At 52.4% G+C, this 22,134-nt stretch carries 18 protein-coding genes and 1 tRNA gene; 10 read left to right on the top strand and 9 right to left on the bottom strand.

All coding sequences use genetic code 11. The features are described from left to right. Positions 1 to 7 precede the first annotated feature (7 nt). Together tssC and tssB are read right to left on the bottom strand one after the other, a co-directional pair. Positions 8 to 1,552: a type VI secretion system contractile sheath large subunit gene (gene tssC / locus IM273_RS21385; RefSeq protein WP_193051911.1), complete on the bottom strand. Its 1,545-nt coding sequence runs from the start codon at positions 1,550 to 1,552 to the stop codon at positions 8 to 10. A 32-nt stretch (positions 1,553 to 1,584) separates the two neighbouring features. Next, a complete protein-coding gene (gene tssB, locus IM273_RS21380) occupies positions 1,585 to 2,082 on the bottom strand; it encodes a type VI secretion system contractile sheath small subunit (RefSeq protein WP_041908834.1) in 498 nt (165 codons plus the stop codon). A gap of 791 nt (positions 2,083 to 2,873) precedes the next feature. Here tssB and lpxP point away from each other — a divergent pair. Together lpxP and ypdK are read left to right on the top strand one after the other, a co-directional pair. After that, positions 2,874 to 3,794, top strand: coding sequence for a kdo(2)-lipid IV(A) palmitoleoyltransferase (lpxP, locus tag IM273_RS21375; protein WP_028013977.1), 921 nt, complete (start codon positions 2,874 to 2,876; stop codon positions 3,792 to 3,794). 358 nt (positions 3,795 to 4,152) lie between these two features. Then, positions 4,153 to 4,224 (top strand): membrane protein YpdK, encoded by a 72-nt coding sequence (gene ypdK / locus IM273_RS22760; protein ID WP_099458937.1) that lies wholly within the window; start codon positions 4,153 to 4,155, stop codon positions 4,222 to 4,224. A gap of 50 nt (positions 4,225 to 4,274) precedes the next feature. On the opposite strand, the gene alaC is transcribed toward ypdK, so the two are convergent. Next, entirely contained in the window at positions 4,275 to 5,513 is a 1,239-nt protein-coding gene (gene alaC, locus IM273_RS21365; RefSeq protein WP_028013978.1) for an alanine transaminase, read from the bottom strand. Positions 5,514 to 5,900: 387 nt separating this feature from the next. Here alaC and IM273_RS21360 point away from each other — a divergent pair, with 387 nt between their 5' ends. Together IM273_RS21360 and IM273_RS21355 are read left to right on the top strand one after the other, a co-directional pair. Further along, positions 5,901 to 7,607, top strand: coding sequence for a sensor histidine kinase (locus IM273_RS21360; RefSeq protein WP_048959743.1), 1,707 nt, complete (start codon positions 5,901 to 5,903; stop codon positions 7,605 to 7,607). Between the two features lies 1 nt (position 7,608). After that, positions 7,609 to 8,340, top strand: coding sequence for a LytTR family DNA-binding domain-containing protein (locus IM273_RS21355; protein WP_193051191.1), 732 nt, complete (start codon positions 7,609 to 7,611; stop codon positions 8,338 to 8,340). A gap of 38 nt (positions 8,341 to 8,378) precedes the next feature. On the opposite strand, the gene glk is transcribed toward IM273_RS21355, so the two are convergent. After that, the gene (glk, locus tag IM273_RS21350; protein ID WP_028013981.1) at positions 8,379 to 9,344 is read right to left on the bottom strand and encodes a glucokinase; all 966 of its coding nucleotides are present in this window, start codon (positions 9,342 to 9,344) and stop codon (positions 8,379 to 8,381) included. A 205-nt stretch (positions 9,345 to 9,549) separates the two neighbouring features. Here glk and IM273_RS21345 point away from each other — a divergent pair, with 205 nt between their 5' ends. Then, positions 9,550 to 10,785, top strand: coding sequence for an ion channel protein (locus IM273_RS21345; protein ID WP_028013982.1), 1,236 nt, complete (start codon positions 9,550 to 9,552; stop codon positions 10,783 to 10,785). On the opposite strand, the gene ipdC is transcribed toward IM273_RS21345, so the two are convergent. Continuing rightward, entirely contained in the window at positions 10,786 to 12,444 is a 1,659-nt protein-coding gene (gene ipdC, locus IM273_RS21340) for an indolepyruvate decarboxylase (RefSeq protein WP_193051193.1), read from the bottom strand. Positions 12,445 to 12,629: 185 nt separating this feature from the next. Here ipdC and mgrA point away from each other — a divergent pair, with 185 nt between their 5' ends. Further along, positions 12,630 to 13,628, top strand: coding sequence for an L-glyceraldehyde 3-phosphate reductase (gene mgrA / locus IM273_RS21335; protein WP_193051195.1), 999 nt, complete (start codon positions 12,630 to 12,632; stop codon positions 13,626 to 13,628). Positions 13,629 to 13,755: 127 nt separating this feature from the next. After that, a complete protein-coding gene (locus IM273_RS21330; protein WP_041908820.1) occupies positions 13,756 to 14,094 on the top strand; it encodes a DUF2502 domain-containing protein in 339 nt (112 codons plus the stop codon). Between the two features lie 31 nt (positions 14,095 to 14,125). Here the strand turns inward: IM273_RS21330 and IM273_RS21325 are convergent, their stop codons facing one another. Continuing rightward, the gene (locus IM273_RS21325; RefSeq protein WP_193051197.1) at positions 14,126 to 15,364 is read right to left on the bottom strand and encodes an Nramp family divalent metal transporter; all 1,239 of its coding nucleotides are present in this window, start codon (positions 15,362 to 15,364) and stop codon (positions 14,126 to 14,128) included. Between the two features lie 346 nt (positions 15,365 to 15,710). Here IM273_RS21325 and IM273_RS21320 point away from each other — a divergent pair, with 346 nt between their 5' ends. Beyond that, positions 15,711 to 16,898: a NupC/NupG family nucleoside CNT transporter gene (locus tag IM273_RS21320; protein WP_008501591.1), complete on the top strand. Its 1,188-nt coding sequence runs from the start codon at positions 15,711 to 15,713 to the stop codon at positions 16,896 to 16,898. 42 nt (positions 16,899 to 16,940) lie between these two features. Here the strand turns inward: IM273_RS21320 and IM273_RS21315 are convergent, their stop codons facing one another. Together IM273_RS21315 and IM273_RS21310 are read right to left on the bottom strand one after the other, a co-directional pair. Then, the gene (locus IM273_RS21315; RefSeq protein ID WP_193051199.1) at positions 16,941 to 19,130 is read right to left on the bottom strand and encodes an EAL domain-containing protein; all 2,190 of its coding nucleotides are present in this window, start codon (positions 19,128 to 19,130) and stop codon (positions 16,941 to 16,943) included. 217 nt (positions 19,131 to 19,347) lie between these two features. Beyond that, positions 19,348 to 19,423 (bottom strand) — tRNA-Ala (locus IM273_RS21310). Positions 19,424 to 19,640: 217 nt separating this feature from the next. Here IM273_RS21310 and IM273_RS21305 point away from each other — a divergent pair. Both IM273_RS21305 and IM273_RS21300 read left to right on the top strand, forming a co-directional pair. After that, positions 19,641 to 20,003, top strand: a complete 363-nt coding sequence (locus tag IM273_RS21305; RefSeq protein ID WP_193051201.1) for a YfeC-like transcriptional regulator — start codon at positions 19,641 to 19,643, stop codon at positions 20,001 to 20,003. Between the two features lies 1 nt (position 20,004). After that, a complete protein-coding gene (locus IM273_RS21300) occupies positions 20,005 to 20,388 on the top strand; it encodes a YfeC-like transcriptional regulator (protein WP_032644902.1) in 384 nt (127 codons plus the stop codon). A gap of 52 nt (positions 20,389 to 20,440) precedes the next feature. Here IM273_RS21300 and gltX read toward each other — a convergent pair whose 3' ends face one another. Beyond that, on the bottom strand, positions 20,441 to 21,856 hold the full coding sequence (gltX, locus tag IM273_RS21295) for a glutamate--tRNA ligase (protein ID WP_045631029.1): 1,416 nt from the start codon (positions 21,854 to 21,856) through the stop codon (positions 20,441 to 20,443). Positions 21,857 to 22,134: the final 278 nt, after the last annotated feature.

Here is a 22,134-nt window from a genome sequence, read left to right as displayed (position 1 = left end):
CCTTGCCTTACGATTTTGCTTTAGGCATCTGTGAAACAAGCGACAAATTGACGTCCATCCCTTCCACCTGGAAGTGCGGGATAGCGTACAATTTCACGCGGAAGAAGCCCGGGTTATCCTCAATATCTTCCACCACCACTTTCGCGTCACGCAGTGGGTGAGACGCCTGAAGTTCATCGCCCGGATCGGTCATTTCGGTCACCAGACTGCGGACCCAGGTGTTCAGCTCCAGCTCCAGAAGTCGGCGATCCTTAGTGGTGCCAATGTTTTCGCGCTGAATCAGCTTCAGGTAGTGGGCGATACGCGACAGTAGGAAGATGTACGGAAGACGCGCATTGATGCGGCTGTTCGCCGTTGCATCTGCGGTGTCATACAGCGCCGGTTTCTGCGTGGAGTTAGCCGAGAAGAAGCAGGCGTAGTCGCGGTTTTTGTAGTAGGACAAAGGAATGAAGCCCAGATTCGCGAATTCGAATTCACGGGTTTCAGGAATCATCACTTCGCTAGGGATTTTTACCTGATTGCCAGTACCGAGATCGTACAGATGGATAGGCAGGTCCTGAACCGCACCACCAGCCTGTGGCCCACGGATCTGTACACACCAGCCATTATTGATAAAGCTGCGCACCATATTGGACGCAAAAGCAAACGATGCGTTGGTCCACAGGTATTTGTCGTGATCCGGACCTTTGACTTCTTCGACATAGTTGAAGCTGCGAACCGGAACGGTATCCGGGCCATACGGTAAGCGTCCCAGTACGCGGGGCATCACCAGACCGATGTAGCGCGCGTCGTCCGTATCGCGGAACGATTTCCACTTGATGTACTCGGCGCGGTCAAAATAGTTACCAATATCTTTAATCGCCGCAACGTCTTCCATTGACTCCTTGAGGAAGAATTTCGGGCCTGCCGAGCCGATAAACGGCATATGTGCCGCAGCAGAGACTTTAGAGATATTGCGCAGCAGAGCGACATCCTGCGCTGAAGCGTCGAACTCGTAAGCGGAAATCAGCGCCGCAATCGGCTCGCCGCCCGGGGTATCATATTCGTCGATGTAGGTGTGTTTATACAGACCACTCTGGATCACCTCCGGACAGTCTTCAAAGTCCTGGCGCAGGTCTTCTTTAGACATACTCAGAAGCTCAATTTTCACGTTCTGGCGAAAATCGGTTTTATCCACCAGCGACTTCACACCGCGCCACAGGCTCTCAACCGCCTGAAATTCATCATGGTGCATTACAGCGTCCAGCTGGCGGCTGATCTGAAAATCAAGCTCAGCGATGTGGTGATCAATCAGGCTTTTATCCAGTTTTTCGACTTTCGAGCCTGCTTTGGTCAGACACTCCAGAAAGACCTGCATACCTGCAGTCAGGCGTTCATCGGCGGTGGCATCCGACATCGCCTGTGCATCTTGCCAGATATCCAGCGCGCTCAGCTCAGAGACCGGGCTCAGATTGATTTTCTCAAACAGGGAAGCGTAAACCCCACCCGCTGCTGGGCGCTCCAGCACCACGCTTTCAGCGCCAGTAATATTATTTTGTACAGACATGAGCATTCCTTGATTAATCCGTTAAAACAGCCTGATGGTTACGATTTTTTTGACGCCAGTGCGGATAATTCATTTCGCAACTCAGCGCTAAGCGACTGGTCAAGAACGATTTTTTCCAGCTCTTTTCGGAAAGTCTGGTTGTCCAAAAGGTTGGCTTTCAAATCACGAAGCAAGTTGCGCATCGCCAGCATCGCCTTCAGTTGCGGTATCTGAGCAGCCACCTGCTCTGGCGTGAAATCTTTCATGCTCTGGAAAGTCAGTTGAATGTTGTCCTCACCGCCATCATCAGCCAGCGTATTTTTAACGGTCAGATTAACTTTTGGGGAATATTCGGAAAGAACGCTATCAAAATTGTTCTTCGTGATATTAACCTTTTCGCGCTCAAATATTGGCGCTGTATCCTGCCCATTACTAAAATCACCCGCAACAAGCAATTTCAATGGTAATTCCATTTTCTTGCTTGCTCCGCCAGTATGCAGGTCAAGCTTTAGGTTAATACGTGCCTTAGGCACTTCATTCTGAAAACTGTCAGCCATCTCATCATCCCTCTTTGGTTTTGCTATGCCAATTCACGGTATCGCGTTGATGCGCAATCATAGAATAATGATCGACACAAAATCAAATACGCAGATCATTAACCCGCAATGAGAAATTTCTTAAGAATTTTCTGCTAAACTATTATTGTGTAATGCCCTGCCAAGGCAGAAAAAGGAACTACTCTTTTCGCGCAAACCAAATATTTATATCGTTAAAAGGATCGCAACCAGTGAGATACTAATAAAAACGACTTATTTTGATTTGCATCACGACACTTTGTCAAAAAAGCATGAATTAACTGAAAGAAGCTATTGAGGAATGCAAAAAAAGAAGAGACGAAAAAGTATGAAAAGTGAATATTTTATTGATGGCATGAATAATAAATAAGATTTTTCCTTTTGAAAATTCTTATTTATTATATGTAGTAAAAAATTCATTTCCGGATACTTAACGAGTCGTCAATCATTAATACCGTGCTTGTTCGTGAATTGACTTTATCCTTGCACAGAGGCTTCTGCTCGCCGCGCAAGAAGGAGGGATGCTCTCAATGCAGCTGTTTATAAAATCTGTAAAATCAAACACCTCCTGGATCGTCGCTTTTTTAATCAAAAACGAGTAATAGCACATATCGTATAACGGTGTTACATTATACCGCCCACCCAACGTCAGCTATGGCCAGGTAACGCCGTAAAGATCGGTAAAGCCTGCAACCATGACCTTGTACTACGGTCTAATAGGCACGTGGTATCGCACTAAGCGTTACTTTCACCGGCTCTACATAGGTTTCTCTATTTTGTCTCAATCCAAATTTCAACGCGCGTTTTTACACCCGCGTTACTGGTTTACATGGTTTGGTCTTGGCGTTCTCTGGCTGCTGGTACAACTCCCCTACCCTGTGCTGCGTATGCTGGGGTCGAAACTGGGCAGCGCATCCCGCTATTTCCTGAAGCGTCGCGAATCTATCGCGCGTAAAAACATCGAGCTTTGCTTTCCTCAGTACAATGCTGAAGAGCGCGAAAAACTGATCTCTGAAAACTTTAAATCCATCGGCATGGCGCTGCTTGAAACCGGCATGGCCTGGTTCTGGCCGGATGAACGCGTCCGCAAATGGTTTGATGTAGAAGGACTGGACAACCTTAAACGCGCTCAGCTGCAAAAACGCGGCGTGATGGTTGTTGGCGTGCACTTTATGTCCCTGGAGCTTGGCGGGCGCGTGATGGGCCTTTGTCAGCCAATGATGGCAACCTACAGACCGCACAACAGTGCACTAATGGAGTGGGTTCAGACGCGAGGCCGCATGCGCTCCAATAAAGCGATGATCAGCCGTAACAACCTGCGCGGTATGGTTGGCGCCCTGAAGAAAGGTGAGGCCGTCTGGTTCGCTCCTGACCAGGATTACGGACGCAAAGGCAGCAGCTTTGCCCCCTTCTTTGCCGTGAAGGATGTAGCGACGACCAACGGGACTTTCGTCATTTCGCGTTTGTCAGGTGCCTCCATGCTGACCGTGACGATGGTGAGAAAAGCGGATAAGTCAGGCTACCGTCTGCACATCTCTCCGGAAATGGCTAACTATCCGGAAAACGAGTGTGAAGCGGCTGCGTTTATCAATAAGGTCATCGAAACTGAAATCATGCGCGCACCGGAGCAATATCTCTGGATGCATCGCCGTTTCAAAACGCGTCCTCTTGGCGAAGCCTCCCTCTATATTTAAGCCCTGCATGAAGGTTAGTTTCGCTAAGAAACTAGCCTTTTCAATCACCTGTCATCTCACTGCAAAACCGTCTTTGATGGCGTCGCCCAAAGTGAATTTATTGCGCTGTGAAATCAAACTGTCGCCGTTCCACGACACTCGTAAGTGGCGGAAATTATTTAAAAAAATCCCTCTTGTCACCCCTCATTTTTAAGCGTACATTAGCGCCGTCTGGCACCAGGAAAGCACAGAATTCTGAGCGGGAGTCATCGGCGTAACGGGAAAATTCTCATTTCTGTTTAGCCGGGATTTCAGTTCTCTATAATCAGTTGGACTCTGTTTTTAAATGCGTACCACAAGATACGCGGAGCGATGAAACGTGAAATATTTCTTTATGGGCATTTCGGTGATCGTTTTAGTCTGGGCCGGAACCTTTGCCCTGATGATCTAGTGAGAACATGCAGTCAAAAAAACAGGAGCCATTTGGCTCCTGTTTTTTTGTCATGAGGACACGGGGTTTTCAGCAACGCTCTTTGCTGAGAGCAGGCCATCGGCACGGAACATACTCTTGATGCCCCTCACCGCCTGACGAATACGGTCGCTGTTTTCGATTAAAGCAAAGCGCACGTGGGTGTCGCCATAATCACCAAAGCCGATGCCCGGGGACACACACACCTTCGCGTCCTGCAGCAGCTTTTTAGCAAACTCCAGCGAACCCATCGCTGCGTACGGTTCCGGAATTTTCGCCCAGACGTACATGGACGCTTTCGGCATCTCCACCATCCAGCCAGCCTCATGTAACCCTTTTACGAGTACGTCGCGGCGGCGTTTATACTGAGCAGCAATGTCGTGAACGCACTGCTGATCGCCCTCCAGAGCGGCAATAGCGGCAACCTGCAGCGGCGTGAAGGTACCGTAATCGTGGTAACTCTTGATACGCGCCAGTGCACTTACCAGCGTTTTGTTACCCACCATAAAGCCAATACGCCAGCCCGCCATGTTGTAGCTTTTCGACAGGGTAAAGAACTCCACCGCCACGTCACGCGCGCCCGGAACCTGCATTATCGACGGGGCTTTCCAGCCGTCATAGACGATATCGGCGTAGGCTAAATCATGAACCACCAGCACGTCATAACGCTTGGCCAGAGCGACAACTTTCTCGAAGAAATCAAGCTCCACGCACTGGGCCGTTGGGTTCGACGGGAAACCGAGGATCATCATCTTGGGTTTCGGGTAGCTTTCGCGAATGGCACGTTCCAGTTCGTTAAAGAAATCGACACCTTCCACCAGCGGAACAGAGCGCACCTGCGCCCCGGCAATCACCGCGCCGTAGATATGGATTGGGTAACTTGGATTGGGTACCAGCACCGTATCACCGTGATCCAGCGTAGCCAGCATCAGATGTGCCAGCCCTTCTTTCGAGCCGATGGTGACAATCGCCTCACTTTCAGGATCGATATCAACCTGATAACGATCCTGATACCAGCGCGAGATCGCGCGACGTAACCTGGGAATACCGCGCGAGGTTGAGTAGCCGTGCGTATCCGGGCGCTGGGCAACCGTGCAGAGCTTTTCAACGATATGCGGTGGCGTTGGGCCGTCAGGGTTACCCATGCTGAAATCGATAATATCTTCGCCGCGCCGACGCGCAGCCATCTTCAGTTCAGCAGTGATATTGAAAACATAAGGGGGGAGACGATCGATACGCGTAAAACGGCGTTCAGGACTGAATTCAGCCATAGATTCCTCAGATTAACGTTAGCGCCCGGACCGTCCGAGCGACGCTGCCACCGATGTGGCGTGCTTAGAAAATAACCTGAAAAAAATCACCCTGTCGAGAGGGAAATGAAAAAAAAGCGCCCGCGTGAAAACCGGAACACTGCAATGCCTGAAAATGGAAACAGGGTTCTGATATTGGCTTTCCGTTAGCCGTTATTTAACACAATGATATCAAAACAGTTACCTGGTGATTTGGCGCTGAGAAAAAATCGGGTGAGCATCAATCCTCACCTGACAATCCCCTTTGTAAACTATGGTTTTTCCTCATTTGATAAACCCGACGGATAGCTGGTCAATACGCCCCAGGTTTTTTATCATAGTCCTTTCCCGTTTGCCCAGGTCTGCTCCGTGCACGAGATATTCACTATGCTGCTGGCGGTTTTTGACCGTGCGGCATTAATGCTGATTTGCCTGTTCTTCCTGATTCGCATTCGCCTGTTTCGCGAGCTTTTGCATAAATCCGCACACTCGCCGAAAGAGCTGCTGGCGGTTACCGCCATCTTTTCCCTGTTCGCACTGTTCAGCACCTGGTCCGGGGTGCCGGTAGAGGGTTCGCTGGTTAACGTGCGCATTATCGCCGTCATGTCCGGCGGAATTTTGTTTGGCCCGTGGGTGGGTGTCATTACCGGCGTGATTGCCGGGACCCATCGCTACCTGATTGATATCGGTGGCGTAACGGCAGTGCCATGCTTTATCACCAGCATTATCGCCGGGGTGCTTTCCGGCTGGATCGGCCGCAAGATCCCCAAAAAACAGCGCTGGCGCGCCGGGATTGCTGCGGGCATGGTGTGCGAAACGCTGACCATGATCCTTGTCGTCGTCTGGGCCCCCACCACCGCGCTGGGGCTGGATATCGTCTCGAAAATCGGTATTCCTATGATCCTGGGCAGCGTCTGCATCGGTTTTATCGTGCTGCTGGTACAGAGCGTTGAAGGGGAAAAAGAGGCCAGCGCCGCCCGTCAGGCCAAGCTGGCACTGGATATTGCCAACAAAACGCTGCCGCTCTTTCGCCACGTTAACGCGGAGTCGCTGCGCCAGGTCTGCGAGATCATCCGCCACGACATTCACGCTGACGCCGTCGCCATCACCAATATCGACCACGTGCTGGCCTACGTAGGCGTCGGGGAGCACAACTATCGCGACAGAGACGACACCATTAGTCCGACCACCAGACAGGCGATTAACTACGGCAAAATCATTATTAAAAACAATGATGAAGCTCACCGAACGCCGGAAATTCACTCAATGCTGGTGATCCCGCTATGGGAAAAAGGCGTTGTGACGGGCACGCTGAAAATTTATTACTGCCACGCGCATCAGATCACCTCCACGCTACAGGAGATGGCCATTGGCCTGTCGCAGATTATCTCTACTCAGCTTGAGGTCTCCCGGGCAGAACAGCTGCGTGAGATGGCAAATAAGGCAGAGCTGCGCGCGCTGCAGAGCAAAATTAATCCCCATTTCCTGTTTAACGCGCTCAACGCTATCTCCTCTTCCATTCGTTTGAATCCGGACACCGCGCGCCAGCTGATTTTTAACCTGTCGCGCTATCTGCGCTACAACATCGAACTGAAAGATGACGAGCAGATCGACATTAAAAAAGAGCTTTATCAGATCAAAGACTATATCGCGATTGAGCAGGCGCGCTTTGGCGACAAGCTCACGGTGATTTACGATATTGATGAAGAGGTCAACTGCGTGATCCCGAGCCTGCTGATCCAGCCGCTGGTTGAAAACGCGATTGTTCACGGTATTCAGCCCTGTAAAGGCAAAGGTGTGGTCACCATCAGCATCACCGAAAGCGGCAACCGGGTGCGAATTGCGGTACGCGATACCGGCCACGGGATTGACCCAAAAGTCATTGAGCGCGTGGAGTCTAACGAGATGCCCGGGAATAAAATCGGGCTGCTGAACGTGCACCACAGAGTCAAGCTTCTCTACGGCGACGGGCTGCATATTCATCGTCTTGAACCAGGCACTGAAATCGCTTTTTACGTCCCGAATGAGCGCTCCCCTGTTCATGCGGCGACATCTTTATTACCTCAGGGTGAGTAATATGAAAGTCATCATCGTTGAAGATGAATTCCTGGCTCAACAGGAACTAACCTGGCTTATCAAAACCCACAGCCAGATGGAGATTGTGGGTACGTTTGATGATGGTCTGGACGTGCTGAAGTTTCTGCAGCATAACCGGGTTGAAGCGATTTTTCTGGATATCAATATTCCCTCGCTGGACGGCGTGCTGCTGGCGCAAAATATCAATCAGTTTGCCCATAAGCCGTTTATTGTGTTCGTTACCGCATGGAAAGAGCATGCCGTAGAAGCCTTCGAGCTGGAGGCATTTGACTATATTCTGAAGCCTTACCAGGAGTCGCGAATTGTCAGCATGCTGCAAAAGCTGGAGGCCGCATGGCAGCAACAGAGCGCTCCGGCTACTGCCAGCCCGACGATACGGGAAAACGACACCATTAATCTTGTCAAAGATGAGCGCATCATCGTGACCCCGGTCAACGATATCTACTATGCCGAAGCGCACGAAAAGATGACGTTTGTCTATACGCGGCGGGAATCGTATGTCATGGCGATGAACATTACTGAATTCTGCAGCAAGCTTCCGTCAGCCCACTTTTTCCGCTGCCACCGTTCGTTTTGCGTCAATTTAAATAAGATCCGCGAGATCGAACCGTGGTTTAACAACACCTATATTTTGCGCCTGAAGGATTTGGATTTTCAGGTACCGGTGAGCCGCAGCAAAGTGAAAGAGTTCCGCCAGCTGATGCACCTGTAACGAAAGAGCCCTCTCCCGCGGGAGAGGGTAATGATGCATCAGAGGATTTGGCCGAGAACCTGACGCAGATGGGCACCCGAACCCAGAAGGCCTGGGTTATCATGCACGATGAGATAAACGGGAATGTCCTGTACGTAGCTTCTGAAACGCCCTTTATCTTCAAACCCGCCGCGGAAACCGGAGGCTTTAAAGAAGTCGAGGAAGCGCGGCACGATCCCGCCCGCAATATAGACCCCGCCAAAGGTGCCCAGCGTTAGCGCCAGGTTGCCGCCGAACCGTCCCATAATGACGCAGAACAGCGAAAGAGCGCGACGGCAGTCGATGCAGCTGTCCGCCAGCGCGCGTTCAGTGACGTCTTTCGGCTGCAGGTTTTCCGGCAGACGACCGTCCGATTTCACAATCGCACGATACAGGTTCACCAGCCCCGGCCCTGACAGGACGCGCTCGGCGGAAACGTGGCCGATCTCCGCGCGTAACTCTTCGAGGATAATGCCCTCTTCTTCGCTGTTTGGCGCAAAGTCCACATGGCCGCCTTCACCCGGCAGGCTCACCCAGCGCTGAGCAACATGCACCAGGTGCGACACGCCCAGGCCGGTACCGGCCCCGTAAACCGCAATCGGCTTGCCCTCGACCGGTTCAGCGCCGCCAAACTGGATCAGATGCTCCGGCTTCAGCATCGGGATCGCCATGGACACCGCGGTGAAGTCATTGATGATTTCCAGATGCGCAAAACCGAGATTCTTTTTCATCTCTGCGATGGAGAATGCCCAGGTATGGTTGGTCATTGCGACCCAGTCGCCGGTTATCGGGCAGGCAATGGCGATGCAGCCGTCTTCGACGCTCACCTGATGCTCTTCCAGATAGACGCGAACAACGGCTTCAAGGCTTGGGTAATCCAGCCCTGAGTAGGTCTTCGCCCGGGAAATTTCACCGCTACTTACATCGCATAATGCGAGACGCGCGTTCGTGCCGCCCACATCGCCTACCAAAGCATACTTTGTCATTCTTCTACTGCTCCGCTAAAGTCAGAATAAATCTTTCGGACACTGTAAATTCAAGGCGTGATAACAACAACGACCGGAAGGTGAATGCCCGTGGATTATCGATCTTCGTCACAGAATAACTTTACCGTTTCAGCACCTTTTGCACTATTGCCATAAGGCTTAATATGCAAAGTAACGTCATTGCATTTTGTACAAGGAAATCATCATGCTCCACCCGCGAGCCAGAACCATGCTGTTGCTGGCAATTCCGGCGCTGATCATTGGCGTGGCCTCAAGCCTGGTCCTTATCGTCGTGATGAAAATCGCGTCGGTGCTGCAAACACTATTATGGAACGCGCTTCCGGCTGGACTGGGCGTCACCGCTGATTCTCCTGCCTGGATCGTTGGGATGCTGACGTTAACCGGTATTGCAGTGGGCCTGGTGATCCGTTTTAGTCCCGGCCATGCCGGCCCCGATCCGGCACAGGAACCGCTGATTGGTGCCCCGGTAGCCCCCTCGGCGTTGCCAGGGCTCATCATTGCGCTGATTATCGGTCTGGCTGGAGGCGTTAGTCTGGGACCTGAGCATCCGATTATGGCCGTGAACATTGGCCTGGCGGTTTTTCTTGGTTCACGCATATTGCCTCGCGTCGGCGCGCTGGACTGGACCATCCTCGCCTCCGCAGGCACCATCGGGGCGCTTTTTGGCACGCCTGTCGCTGCTGCCCTGATCTTTTCTCAGACGTTGGCCAGTGATAACGACGTCCCGCTCTGGGATAAGCTGTTCGCTCCGCTGATGGCCGCGGCTGCAGGCGCGCTGACGACAAGCCTGTTTTTCCATCCCCATTTTTCCCTCTCTCTGCCGCACTACGGAGAGATGCGGATTGCAGATATATTCAGCGGCGCCATCGTCGTCGCGATCGCCATCGCGCTGGGCATGGTGGCGGTATGGTGTCTTCCGCGCCTGCACCGGCTGGTGCATAAACTCAAACATCCGGTATTGATTCTGGGAACAGGGGGGCTAATCCTCGGTGTTTTAGGCGCAATTGGCGGAACGGTGACCCTGTTCAAAGGTCTGGACGAGATGCAGCAGCTGGCCTTCAGCCAGGTATTTAGCGTGTCCGATTACCTGTTGTTTGCCGTCATCAAGCTGGCGGCGCTTGTCGTTGCTGCAGCGTGCGGTTTCCGCGGCGGGCGTATCTTCCCGGCGGTGTTTGTCGGCGTGGCGCTGGGGCTGATGCTGCACGAGCATGTCGACGCGGTTCCGGCGGCGATTACCGTATCCTGCTCTATTCTGGGGCTGGTACTGGTGGTGACGCGCGATGCATGGCTGAGCCTGTTTATGGCGGCGGTGGTGGTGCCGGATTCGACGCTGTTCCCGCTGCTCTGCATCGTGATGTTGCCCGCCTGGCTCCTGCTGGCGGGCAAACCGATGATGATGGCCTGGCGAAACGACAAATAATCAGGCGCTATTGCGCGCTTCCAGCGCTTTGGTGAGCGCCCCCAGCAGCGGTGGGATATCGGCTTTTGGCAGCATCACCTCAATCAGCGAGAGCCGCTCGTGGTGCGCCACTTTTTCCAGCACGTCCGCCAGCTGCTCCGCTTCACTGACTTGCCAGCACTGGGCCTGAGGATCGAGGCTCAGGGCCTGCGGGATTTGCGTCCAGTTCCATAGCGCAATGTCATTGTAACGCTGTTCCGGCCCGTGAATTGCCCTTTCAACCGTGTATCCTTCGTTGTTGAGCACCAGAATGATGGGATGTTGTTTATCACGCAACATTGACCCGAGCTCCTGAATGGTCAGCTGTGCCGCGCCATCCCCCGTCAGCACAATCACCCGCCGGTTCGGGCATGCCGTTTGCGCACCGAACGCCGCGGCCAGGGTGTAGCCGATCGAGCCCCACAGCGGCTGGACGATAAAATTCACGTCGGCAGGCAAACGCAGGTCAATCGCGCCGAAGGCCGAGGTGCCCTGATCGGCCAGGATGATGTCTCCCGGGCGAATAAACGTTTGCAGCGTTTGCCAGAAATTCTCCTGCGTAAGTGAGCCGTCCGGCTGAGGGAAATTCATCGCGCTGTGCGATGCCGGAACAGGCTTATCGTGAATATGCTGTTTGCACAGCTCCAGCAGCGCTTCAATGGCCTGGGCCATCGGGATGCCGGTAAACCAGATATCGCCGACGCGGGCGGCATGAGGCTGGACTTCTATCGTCTGTGCAGGCGTTAACTGATGGGTAAACCCGGCCGTCAGAGTATCGGTAAAACGCGTGCCAATGCACAGCACCGTATCCGCCCCCTCTATCGCCTCTTTTACCGGACCGGCACTGGCCGAACCGCTGTAGGTGCCGTAAAAACCGGCGTTACGTTCGTCGAAAATGCCTTTGCCCATCAGCATCGTGGCATGCGCCATCGGCACATCCTTCACCCACTTCTGCAGCGCGTGCTTCAGCCCATGGCGCAGGACAAGAAAATCCGCTAACAGCGCGGTACGTTTACTCGCTGCCAGTTGACGCTCCACAGCATCCCGGAACGCTTTCAGGCAGGCGCTATCGGCATGCGCATGCCGGAGCGTGAGAGCGTTTACAGGCGGCGTAGCGGCTTTTTTTGCCACGTCGGCAGGCAGCATCAGATAGCCGGGGCGACGTTCCCGGAGCATGGTCGTTAACACCCGGTCGATTTCATAACAGGCGTTTTGTTCGGTCAGGATCGCCTGTGCAGCGGTGATCGGTTCGCTCATATGGTAAAAATGACGAAACTCACCGTCGCCCAGCGTATGGTGCAGCAGTTCCCCCCTTTGCTGAGACGCCATCCCCGGCGCGCCAACAATATGCAGCACCGGAACGTGCTCGGCATAGCTGCCCGCAATGCCGTTCATGGCACTTAATTCGCCGACGCCAAACGTCGTCAGCAGCGCGGCGAAGCCCTTACAGCGGGCATATCCGTCAGCGGCATAAGAGGCGTTTAACTCGTTGGCACAGCCCACCCAGCAGATATCCGGGCTGTCTATTACGTGGTCGAGAAACTGCAGGTTATAGTCGCCCGGCACGCCAAACAGATGATCGGCTCCACAATCTGTAAGACGGTCCAGCAGGTAATCGGCGACGCAGTACGGGGTACGCATAAACAGGTATCCTTCTGATGTTGACCTCACTTTGAGTATTAAATAAGCGTGATGGCTGTCCAGAATTGGCGATAAGAAGGCTATGGAAAGAATGCTTTACAAAAAATGCTGGGCTATGCTGCTTTTTTTCACGTTAATGTAAACGTATACACTGATTTTTCTCTTCAGCACGAGAGGTCATACGAATGGGTTATCAGCCGGACAAAAATCGTTATCAGACAATGGAGTATCGCCGCTGCGGACAAAGCGGACTCAGGTTGCCCGCGGTCTCGCTGGGGCTGTGGCATAACTTTGGTGACGCCACGCTTATCGAAAATAGCCGTCAACTTTTACAGCGCGCGTTCGATCTGGGTATTACGCATTTCGACCTTGCCAATAACTATGGTCCCCCTCCGGGGTCCGCCGAGCGTAATTTCGGCCGTATTTTGCAGGAGGATTTCCTGCCCTGGCGCGACGAATTGATCGTCTCCACGAAAGCGGGATATACCATGTGGGACGGCCCTTACGGCGACTGGGGATCGCGTAAATATCTGCTGGCAAGCCTCGATCAAAGCCTGAAGCGCATGGGGCTGGAATATGTCGATATCTTCTATCATCACCGTCCTGACCCGGTAACGCCGCTGCAGGAAACCATGAAAGCGCTTGACCATCTGGTGCGCCAGGGCAAAGCCCTGTATGTCGGGTTATCCAACTATCCTGCCGAGCTGGCGCGAAAAGCGATTGATATCCTTAATGACCTGGGCACGCCCTGCCTGATCCACCAGCCGAAATACTCGATGTTCGAACGTGCGCCGGAAGAGGGTTTGCTGGATGTTCTGCAGGAAAAAGGGGTCGGCTGTATTCCCTTCTCGCCGCTGGCAGGGGGACAGTTGACCAACCGGTATCTTAACGGTATTCCCGCCGATTCCCGTGCGGCAAGCGGCAGTCAATTCCTTAACCCGGAACAGATCACCGAAGAGAAGCTTGAGAAGGTGCGCCAGCTAAACGCCCTGGCAGAAAGCCGCGGCCAGAAGCTCTCGCAGATGGCGCTTGCCTGGGTATTACGCCATGAGGAGGTCACGTCGGTGCTGATCGGAGCCAGCAAAACGGCTCAGATTGATGATGCCGTGGGTATGCTGGAAAACCGCCAGTTTACCGCAGAAGAACTTTCTCTAATCGACCAGATCCTGAGTAGTTCAAAATAAAACCACTTTTAGCAAAAAGTGCTCTCCCTCGGGAATTCGGAGTTGAGGCGATGAAACGAGCCTTTACCAACTCGTAATATTGCGTTAACTGGCCCCACGAAGGCCCCGATCGTGAAGGAGAAAGAGTATGTTCAGGTCACTGATTCTTGCAGCGGTATTACTGGCTTCTGCCCCGCTGGTCGCCACTGCTGGCGAAATCACCCTGTTGCCATCAGTAAAATTACAAATTGGCGATCGTGACGACTACGGCAGATACTGGGACGGTGGCTACTGGCGCGACCGTGATTACTGGCATCGTCACTATGAGTGGCGCGGCGACCGCTGGTGGAAACATGACAACGGCAGACACCGCGGCTGGTATAAAGACAACGCCTATGAGCGCGGTTACCGTGAAGGCTGGCGGGATCGTGACGACCGTCGCGGCTGGGGTCGCGGCAAAGGTCATGGTCACGGCCATCATCACTAATCCAAAAGGAGCCCCTGCGGCTCCTTTTTTGTTAAAGACCCAGCGCGGTTCCCACCAACAACCACAAGTTCAGCGCCACGACTACCACCACGATGGCCCACCCGGCCCGTTTCACCAGCGTCGTATTAACCAGTTCGCCCATCAGAGTTTTATTGCTGGTGAAAATCAGCAGCGGCACCAGCGCCAGCGCAATACCAAAGCTCAGCAGCACCTGGCTCATCACCAGAATTCGCGTTGGATCGAGCCCCATCAGAATCACGATAAACGACGGAAGCATGGTGATAAAACGACGCACCCACAATGGAATATGGAAGCGAACAAATCCCTGCATCACCACCTGCCCTGCCAGCGTCCCCACCACCGTGGAGGAGAGACCGGCGGCAACCAGGCTCAGACCAAATATCGTGGCAGCAGCATGGCTCAGTAACGGCTCCAGCGTGAGGTAAGCCTGGTCGAGATCGGCGACGCCAGTATGACCGTTAAAGTGGAAAGCGGCGGCTGCGGTGGCCATCATCGCCAGATTCACAAAACCCGCGATGGTCATGGCGATTGCAACATCCCATTTGGTTGCCGAGTAGCGTTCTTTACGCGTCCCGCCGTGCAGATGCTGGGTTAACGAGGAGTGCAAATAAATGACATGCGGCATAATGGTCGCCCCAAGGACCCCGGCGGCCAGGAAAACCGCTTCCGAGGTTGGCAGACCTGGGATCACCATGCCTTTTGCGAGCTGCGCCAGATTCGGCTGTGAGAAAATCAGCTCGACGATGTACGCCGCAGCAACAAACAGCAGCAGTCCACCAATGACCTTCTCCAGCGGTTTTTGACCCCGACGTTGCAGCATCAGGATCAGGAATGTGGCAATCCCGGTCAGCACCGCCCCCTGTAACAGCGACACGCCCAGAATCAGCTTAAAGCCAATCGCTGCCCCGATAAATTCAGCGAGATCGGTTGCCATGGCGATAATTTCCGCCTGAACCCAGTAGAGCCACACCGCCGGACGGGGATAATGATCGCGAATTTGCTCCGCCAGGTTTTTACCCGTGGCAATCCCCAGTTTTGCAGAGAGCATCTGAATCAGCATCGCCATCATGTTTGCCCAGACGACCACCCACAGCAGCTTATAGCCGAAACTGGCCCCGGCCTGAATATTGGTCGCAAAATTACCCGGATCGATATAGCCGATGGCAGCAATAAAAGCAGGTCCCATTAATGCGAACCGCAACTTGCGCGCGGCTCTACCACTGCTACCCTCTACGCGACTGTTTGTCATTATCTGCCTCTGGAAATATAGCCTTTGCTATGTTTAATGCTATCAAAATGAGAATGATTATCAAGATCATTTAGAGAGTTTAAAATGATTTCTCTGATAGCTAAGAACAATAGATGGGCAGGTGGTGCGACATCACAGAATGTGAAAATGCGCGGTCATTTGTGAAGCGTAGCACACAAACTTAACTTTTCACTCATTTACCTAACATAACAAAAATGTATTGTGGATCACTAATTTTGAGACTCGTCACAGGATGTAACTATAGTGTGTCCCTGATCTCGTTTTCTTTTCGCTTGTTACATAGAATGTGCACGAAAATTAAACCTGCCTCATATTTGGAGCAAATATGGACCGCGTCCTTCATTTTGTCCTGGCACTTGTTGTCGTTACTGCACTCGCATTGCTGGTCAGCACAGACCGCAAAAAAATTCGTATTCGTTATGTTGTCCAGCTGCTGGTCATTGAAGTTTTACTTGCGTGGTTCTTCCTGAACTCCAACGTAGGCCTCGGCTTCGTGAAAGGCTTCTCCGAAATGTTCGAAAAACTGCTCGGATTCGCCAACGAAGGGACAAACTTTGTCTTCGGTAAAATGAACGACGAAGGTCTGGCATTCTTCTTCCTGAAGGTACTGTGCCCAATCGTCTTCATCTCCGCGCTGATCGGTATTCTGCAGCACATCCGCGTTCTGCCGTTCGTTATTCGTGGCATTGGTTTCCTGTTATCCAAAGTAAACGGCATGGGCAAGCTGGAATCTTTCAACGCCGTAAGTTCCCTGATCCTCGGTCAGTCTGAGAACTTCATCGCGTATAAAGATATCCTCGGCAAAATGTCCCGTAACCGCATGTACACCATGGCGGCAACCGCGATGTCTACCGTTTCCATGTCTATCGTGGGCGCATATATGACCATGCTGGAGCCAAAATATGTGGTTGCAGCGCTGGTTCTGAATATGTTCAGCACCTTTATCGTTCTGTCGCTGATCAACCCGTATCGCGTTGACGCCAGCGAAGAGAACATCCAGATGTCTAACCTGCACGAAGGTCAGAGCTTCTTCGAAATGCTGGGTGAGTACATCCTGGCAGGTTTCAAAGTGGCGATTATCGTTGCCGCGATGCTGATCGGCTTTATCGCTCTGATCTCCGCACTGAACGCCCTGTTCGCCGCAGTGCTGGGCATCTCCTTCCAGGGCATCCTGGGCTACATCTTCTACCCTGTCGCATGGGTGATGGGTGTTCCGGCTCATGAAGCGCTGCAGGTGGGCAGTATCATGGCGACCAAACTGGTTTCTAACGAATTCGTTGCGATGATGGATCTGCAGAAAATCGCCAGCACGCTCTCTCCACGTGCGGAAGGCATTCTGTCCGTATTCCTGGTCTCCTTCGCGAACTTCTCGTCCATCGGTATTATCGCCGGTGCGATTAAAGGCCTGAACGAAGAACAGGGTAACGTGGTTTCTCGCTTTGGCCTGAAACTGGTTTACGGCTCCACCCTGGTGAGCGTCCTGTCTGCTTCTATCGCTGCGCTGGTTCTGTAACGTTTACCGTAAAAAAAACCGGGAGACTTGCTCCCGGTTTTTTTATGCCCGCAATTCTTCCAGCGGTTTGGGTTTGCCTATCAGGTAGCCCTGCAGGTAGTCCACGCCGAAGCGTAGCAGCATCTCCCTCTGCGCTGGTGTCTCAACATATTCTGCCACCACGCACAGTGATTTCGTCTTCGCCAGATTACATATCGACTGGACGATCATTGCGTCCATATCATCAGTACAAATATCTTTCACGAAGCAGCCGTCAATTTTAATGATGTCTGCCTGCAGGCGTCTCAGACGCTCGTAGTTGGCGTAGCCGGTACCAAAATCATCGATGGCAATCCTGAAACCGTAATCCCGCAGCTGCTGAATATTGTGGATGCTGCAGCCGGAATTGGAGAAGGCCTGCTCTTCGGTGATCTCAATCACGACAGCCTGAGGCGCAACCCCGTACCGTTCAAAGAGCGCACAAATCTCAGTCGCCACCTCATTTTGCATCAGCGTAAGCGGCATCAGATTGACAGAGAAACGGGTGCCAGCCTGCGTCGCTGGGTGATCGCGCAGCCACAGCAGTAATTTTTCCATGACGCACATATCAAACCGGTGGCTGAGGTTGAACTGGGCAATCAGGGGAATAAAGCGGTCAGGGGTGATGATCTCGCCCTCACTCTCCATACGCGCCAGAATTTCGTAATACCCGCTACCGTCCGCCTTCTGGATCGGCTGCGCATACAAATGGAACTGCCCCGCCTCCAGGGCGTGCTTAATCCGCGCCAGCATCAGGACACGCTCCGTTGTTTGTCCTGATGCAGCTTCCAGGCTATTCGTCAGCGCAAGAACGTTGTGCGCTCCGCAGGATTGCTCGGCCAGCCAGCTCAGTTGCCCCAGCGTGTGGTGCAGTTTCTCACCGTTTTCGACCATTCCCCAGGACGCGCCAAATTCGATATCCAGCCCGGTATTGTTCCAGAAAATCTTACGGCTGTTCAGCCGATCAACCATATGCTGGAGGCGCTCGGCCGTTCCCTGCCCAAGCAATACCAGCACCAGCTCGCTTCCCGGCAGCTGGAAAAGCGTCTCATCTTTTTGCAACAGCGGCTGGAGAGAGGACGTGATCATTCGTTTGCAGTGCACCCGCATGAGAATGCCGTAATGGCGACTTAAAAACTCCAGATTATCCATTCTCAGGCAACACACTTTGGCATCCGGGTGGTCGAGGAGAAAATCTTCCAGCGCACGAATGTTGGGTAATCCGGTCAGCGGATCGGTGAGCGCTCTGTCCTGCCAGCCCTGCTTCAACCATTCGCTTCGCTGATAGATACGCGACATATAAAGCAGGCAGATAGCAAAAGAGATCAGTACCGACAGGATAAAGGAGAGCGAATGGCCCGACTCCACTCCGTTAAGAAAGTTGTAATTGTAGGTCAACAGCAGAAGCGCAGAGGTGGCCCACAGCAGAGAGATAAGCGCGTAGCTCAGACGGCTAATCGCTAACGTAAAGAGAATGAAAATAATCGGCATCAAATAGCCCGCAATAACAGGCGACTCAAAAGGCGCACATAAAATTGCGATGATGGCTATTAACAGCATCAGCCAGACGAATATATATAATGATTTCTTGTGTAAAAACACGGACTTCACACTTCGCCGCCAGAACTTGATGGCATAACGAGGATTAATAATCATTCTTAACGGATAATAGAACATCATGGTAAAAATCATCGCCGCGCATATCAGGCTTTGAATATCAACAACGTTATAAATTACCGTTCCTTCGCCGAAGAAAGTTGAGATTGTGACCGGAAAATCAAAGAAATAGCCAGCGAGATACATCGACATTTTAATGCCTATCGGCACCATAAAGCCGAGCCAAAATATGCGTAACCCAATGTGCCTGTTGGGCATACAGTAGCGCCAGCGCCGGCCCAGCAGAAGGCGCAGAACACCGCAGGCAGCGAATACGGAGAAAGTCTGACAGAACAGTAACACTGAATATTGTAGCGGTGCTAAATTTACGTTAAATATATTAGCAACCATAAAACTTATCAGAATAGGCAGAATACCGCGGCGCCCCAATAACAGCATAATCGCCAGCATAACGCTTAACGGGAGCCACGCTAAATAAACGTCGTGTTCATTAACAATTGCACGCGGGGAGAGATAACGGGAAACGGGAACCGCAATCAGACAGATCGCCAGAGCAATTATAAATATCTTTACATTATTATACGATTTTCTATTCATTAAGCTGGGGGAGATTATTATCCATTCATATCATTGACCGCATGGATAATAGGTTTATTAATTACGCGAATCAAGTTGAAGTCTATTTATAGACTGATTTATTGATTTCGGTTGAGGGGGGATATGGAAAAAAACCATTTTGGCAACAAAATACGTTTAGGGGTGTTACAAAAACATAAAAAAAAAACCCTCGTCTTTTGACGAGGGTTTAAAATTTTGGTGGAGCTAAGCGGGATCGAACCGCTGACCTCCTGCATGCCATGCAGGCGCTCTCCCAGCTGAGCTATAGCCCCATAGTAAAGCTGTCATGTTGACGGGCGGCATAATATGAATTCCACCGCGGAGTGTCAACGGCAAAATCAATAGCCGCGGTTCAATCGCCGAAAAATCATGCAAATGAATCACTTTGCGAGCCTGCTCGCAGTCATGAGTTAAGCCTGTCACGTTTTCACGTAAAACGGTGCTATAAAATGAGCCGTTAATTAACCCCACGAATATTCAGGAAATTGCATGATCAAGGAACGAATGACGCCGGAAGAGTTAGCCCTGCTCACTGGCTATAGCCGACAGACCATCAATAAATGGGTACGCAAAGAGGGTTGGATAACGTCGCCCAAGCCCGGTGTCCAGGGGGGTAAAGCGCGCCTGGTGCATGTGAACGAAAAGGTGCGTGACTTTATCCGCAGCGCACGCCGGGCAACGGAAACATCCGCTGTGCCTGACGGCATCAGCACTGACAGTTCGCTTCATACCCTACTCCTGACGCTGGCTAATGAAATGACGCCGGAAGAGCAGAAGCAGATGACATCGCTGCTATTGCGGGAAGGGATTACCGGTTTGTTGCAACGTTTAGGGATTCGCGACCAGAATTAATATGAAAAGACTACGTAGCAAAATGACCACGGAAGAGCTGGCGGAGAATTTGGGTGTTGCCAGACAAACGGTAAATCGCTGGATACGGCAGCAGGGGTGGAAAACCGAAGGACTCAATGGCGTAAAAGGCGGTCGGGCGCGGCTCATTCACGTTGATGCACGCGTGAAGGAGCATATTATGAGCCTCCCGGCTATCCGTAACCGCCAGGCGGTTTATCATCTGGCTGAGGTGGCCTCATCCTACAATGAACAGCCTTCACGTCTGCGTCCGGGCATTATCGAAACGCTGGAGAGTATGACTGAGCTTGAACAGCAGCGTCTGGATACCTTACTGAAGCGCGAAGGCATACGCGGTTTTCTTGCTCGTCTGGGTATTGCCGAATAAAAGGCAAAAAAAACGGCAGGATACCCTGCCGTTTTTCTTATAGATGGCTTAATTACTGCTGATTTTCACGTTCTGCAATAAAATCCAGCGCCTTGTTGATGCGCGCCACGCTGCGTGACTTGCCGATGGCATGGACAGTCACATCCAGAGCCGGAGACTGACCCGCGCCGGTCACCGCAACGCGCAGCGGCATACCGACTTTGCCCATGCCCACTTCCAGTTCGTCTGCGGTCGCCTGAATGGCGTGATGCACATTTTCAGCGGTCCACTCGGTGAGCGCAGCAAGCTTGTCACGCACCACTTCCAGCGGCTGACGCGCAACCGGGCGGAGGTGCTTCTTCGCGGCGTCAGCGTCGAACTCATCAAACTCTTCATAGAAGTAGCGGCAGCTTTCGGCAATTTCTTTCAGCGTTTTGCAGCGCTCGCCGAGCAGTTTTACCAGGTCCGCCAGCTCAGGGCCAGTGCGGGTATCAATGTTTGCCTGCTCAATGTGCCACTGCAGGTAAGTCGCCACATATTCCGGCGGCATGGTATTGATGTAGTGATGGTTGAGCCACAGCAGCTTGTCGGTGTTGAATGCGCTGGCAGATTTGCTCACAGAGCTCAGAGAGAACAGTTCGATCATCTCTTCGCGACTGAAGATCTCCTGGTCGCCGTGAGCCCAGCCCAGACGCACCAGATAGTTCAGCAGCGCTTCCGGCAGATAGCCGTCGTCGCGATACTGCATGACGCTGACCGCACCGTGACGTTTAGACAGCTTTTTACCGTCGTCGCCGTTGATCATGGAGACGTGTGCATAGACCGGAACAGGTGCATTCAGCGCTTTCAGGATGTTGATCTGGCGTGGGGTATTGTTGATATGGTCTTCACCACGGATAACGTGGGTAATTTCCATATCCCAGTCATCAACCACGACACAGAAGTTATAGGTTGGGGAACCGTCGGTACGGCGTATGATCAGATCGTCCAGCTCCTGGTTGCTGAATTCAATCGGGCCACGGATCTGGTCGTCGAAAATCACCGAGCCATCCTGCGGGTTAGCAAAACGCACCACGCATGGCTCATCAGCGGCATGCTCGCTGTGGTCGTGGCGGCAGCGGCCGTCATAACGCGGTTTTTCACCGTTCGCCATCTGCTCTTCACGCAGCGCATCCAGACGCTCTTTGGAGCAGTAGCACTTATACGCCGTGCCCGCGACCAGCATCTCATCAATAACAGCGTTATAGCGGTCAAAACGTTTGGTCTGGAAATACGGGCCTTCGTCCCACTGCAGGTTCAGCCAGTTCATACCATCCATAATGGCTTCAATTGCTTCCGGCGTGGAGCGCTCAAGATCCGTATCTTCTATACGCAGCACGAACTCACCTTGGTTGTGGCGTGCAAAAAGCCAGGAATAGAGAGCAGTACGAGCACCACCGACGTGCAGATAACCTGTCGGGCTCGGCGCGAAGCGAGTTTTGATTTTCATGAAATGGCCTTACGTTATAAAGATGCCGGCAATCGGCAAATCCCGGGGAAAAAACGATGGGCAATATTCTATCACTGTGGGGGGATTCCTCAATGTCGATCCCTTTATCGTGGCGGAGTTTGCTGTTTTTGTTTAGAAATCATGCGCCACCGCCCGTTTTGCGATCGTTTTGTTTAATTTTACGACGAACGAATAAAAACTTTAGAAAATGCGTTGACTCATTTTCAACTCTCCCTATAATGCGACTCCACACAGCGGGGGTGATTAGCTCAGTTGGT

It is taken from the genome of Enterobacter cloacae complex sp. P13B, from assembly GCF_014895915.1.
Taxonomy (GTDB): Bacteria; Pseudomonadota; Gammaproteobacteria; order Enterobacterales; family Enterobacteriaceae; genus Enterobacter; species Enterobacter bugandensis.
Note: the sequence above shows the minus strand (reverse complement) of the source record. Positions and strands in the feature narration are given on the sequence as shown.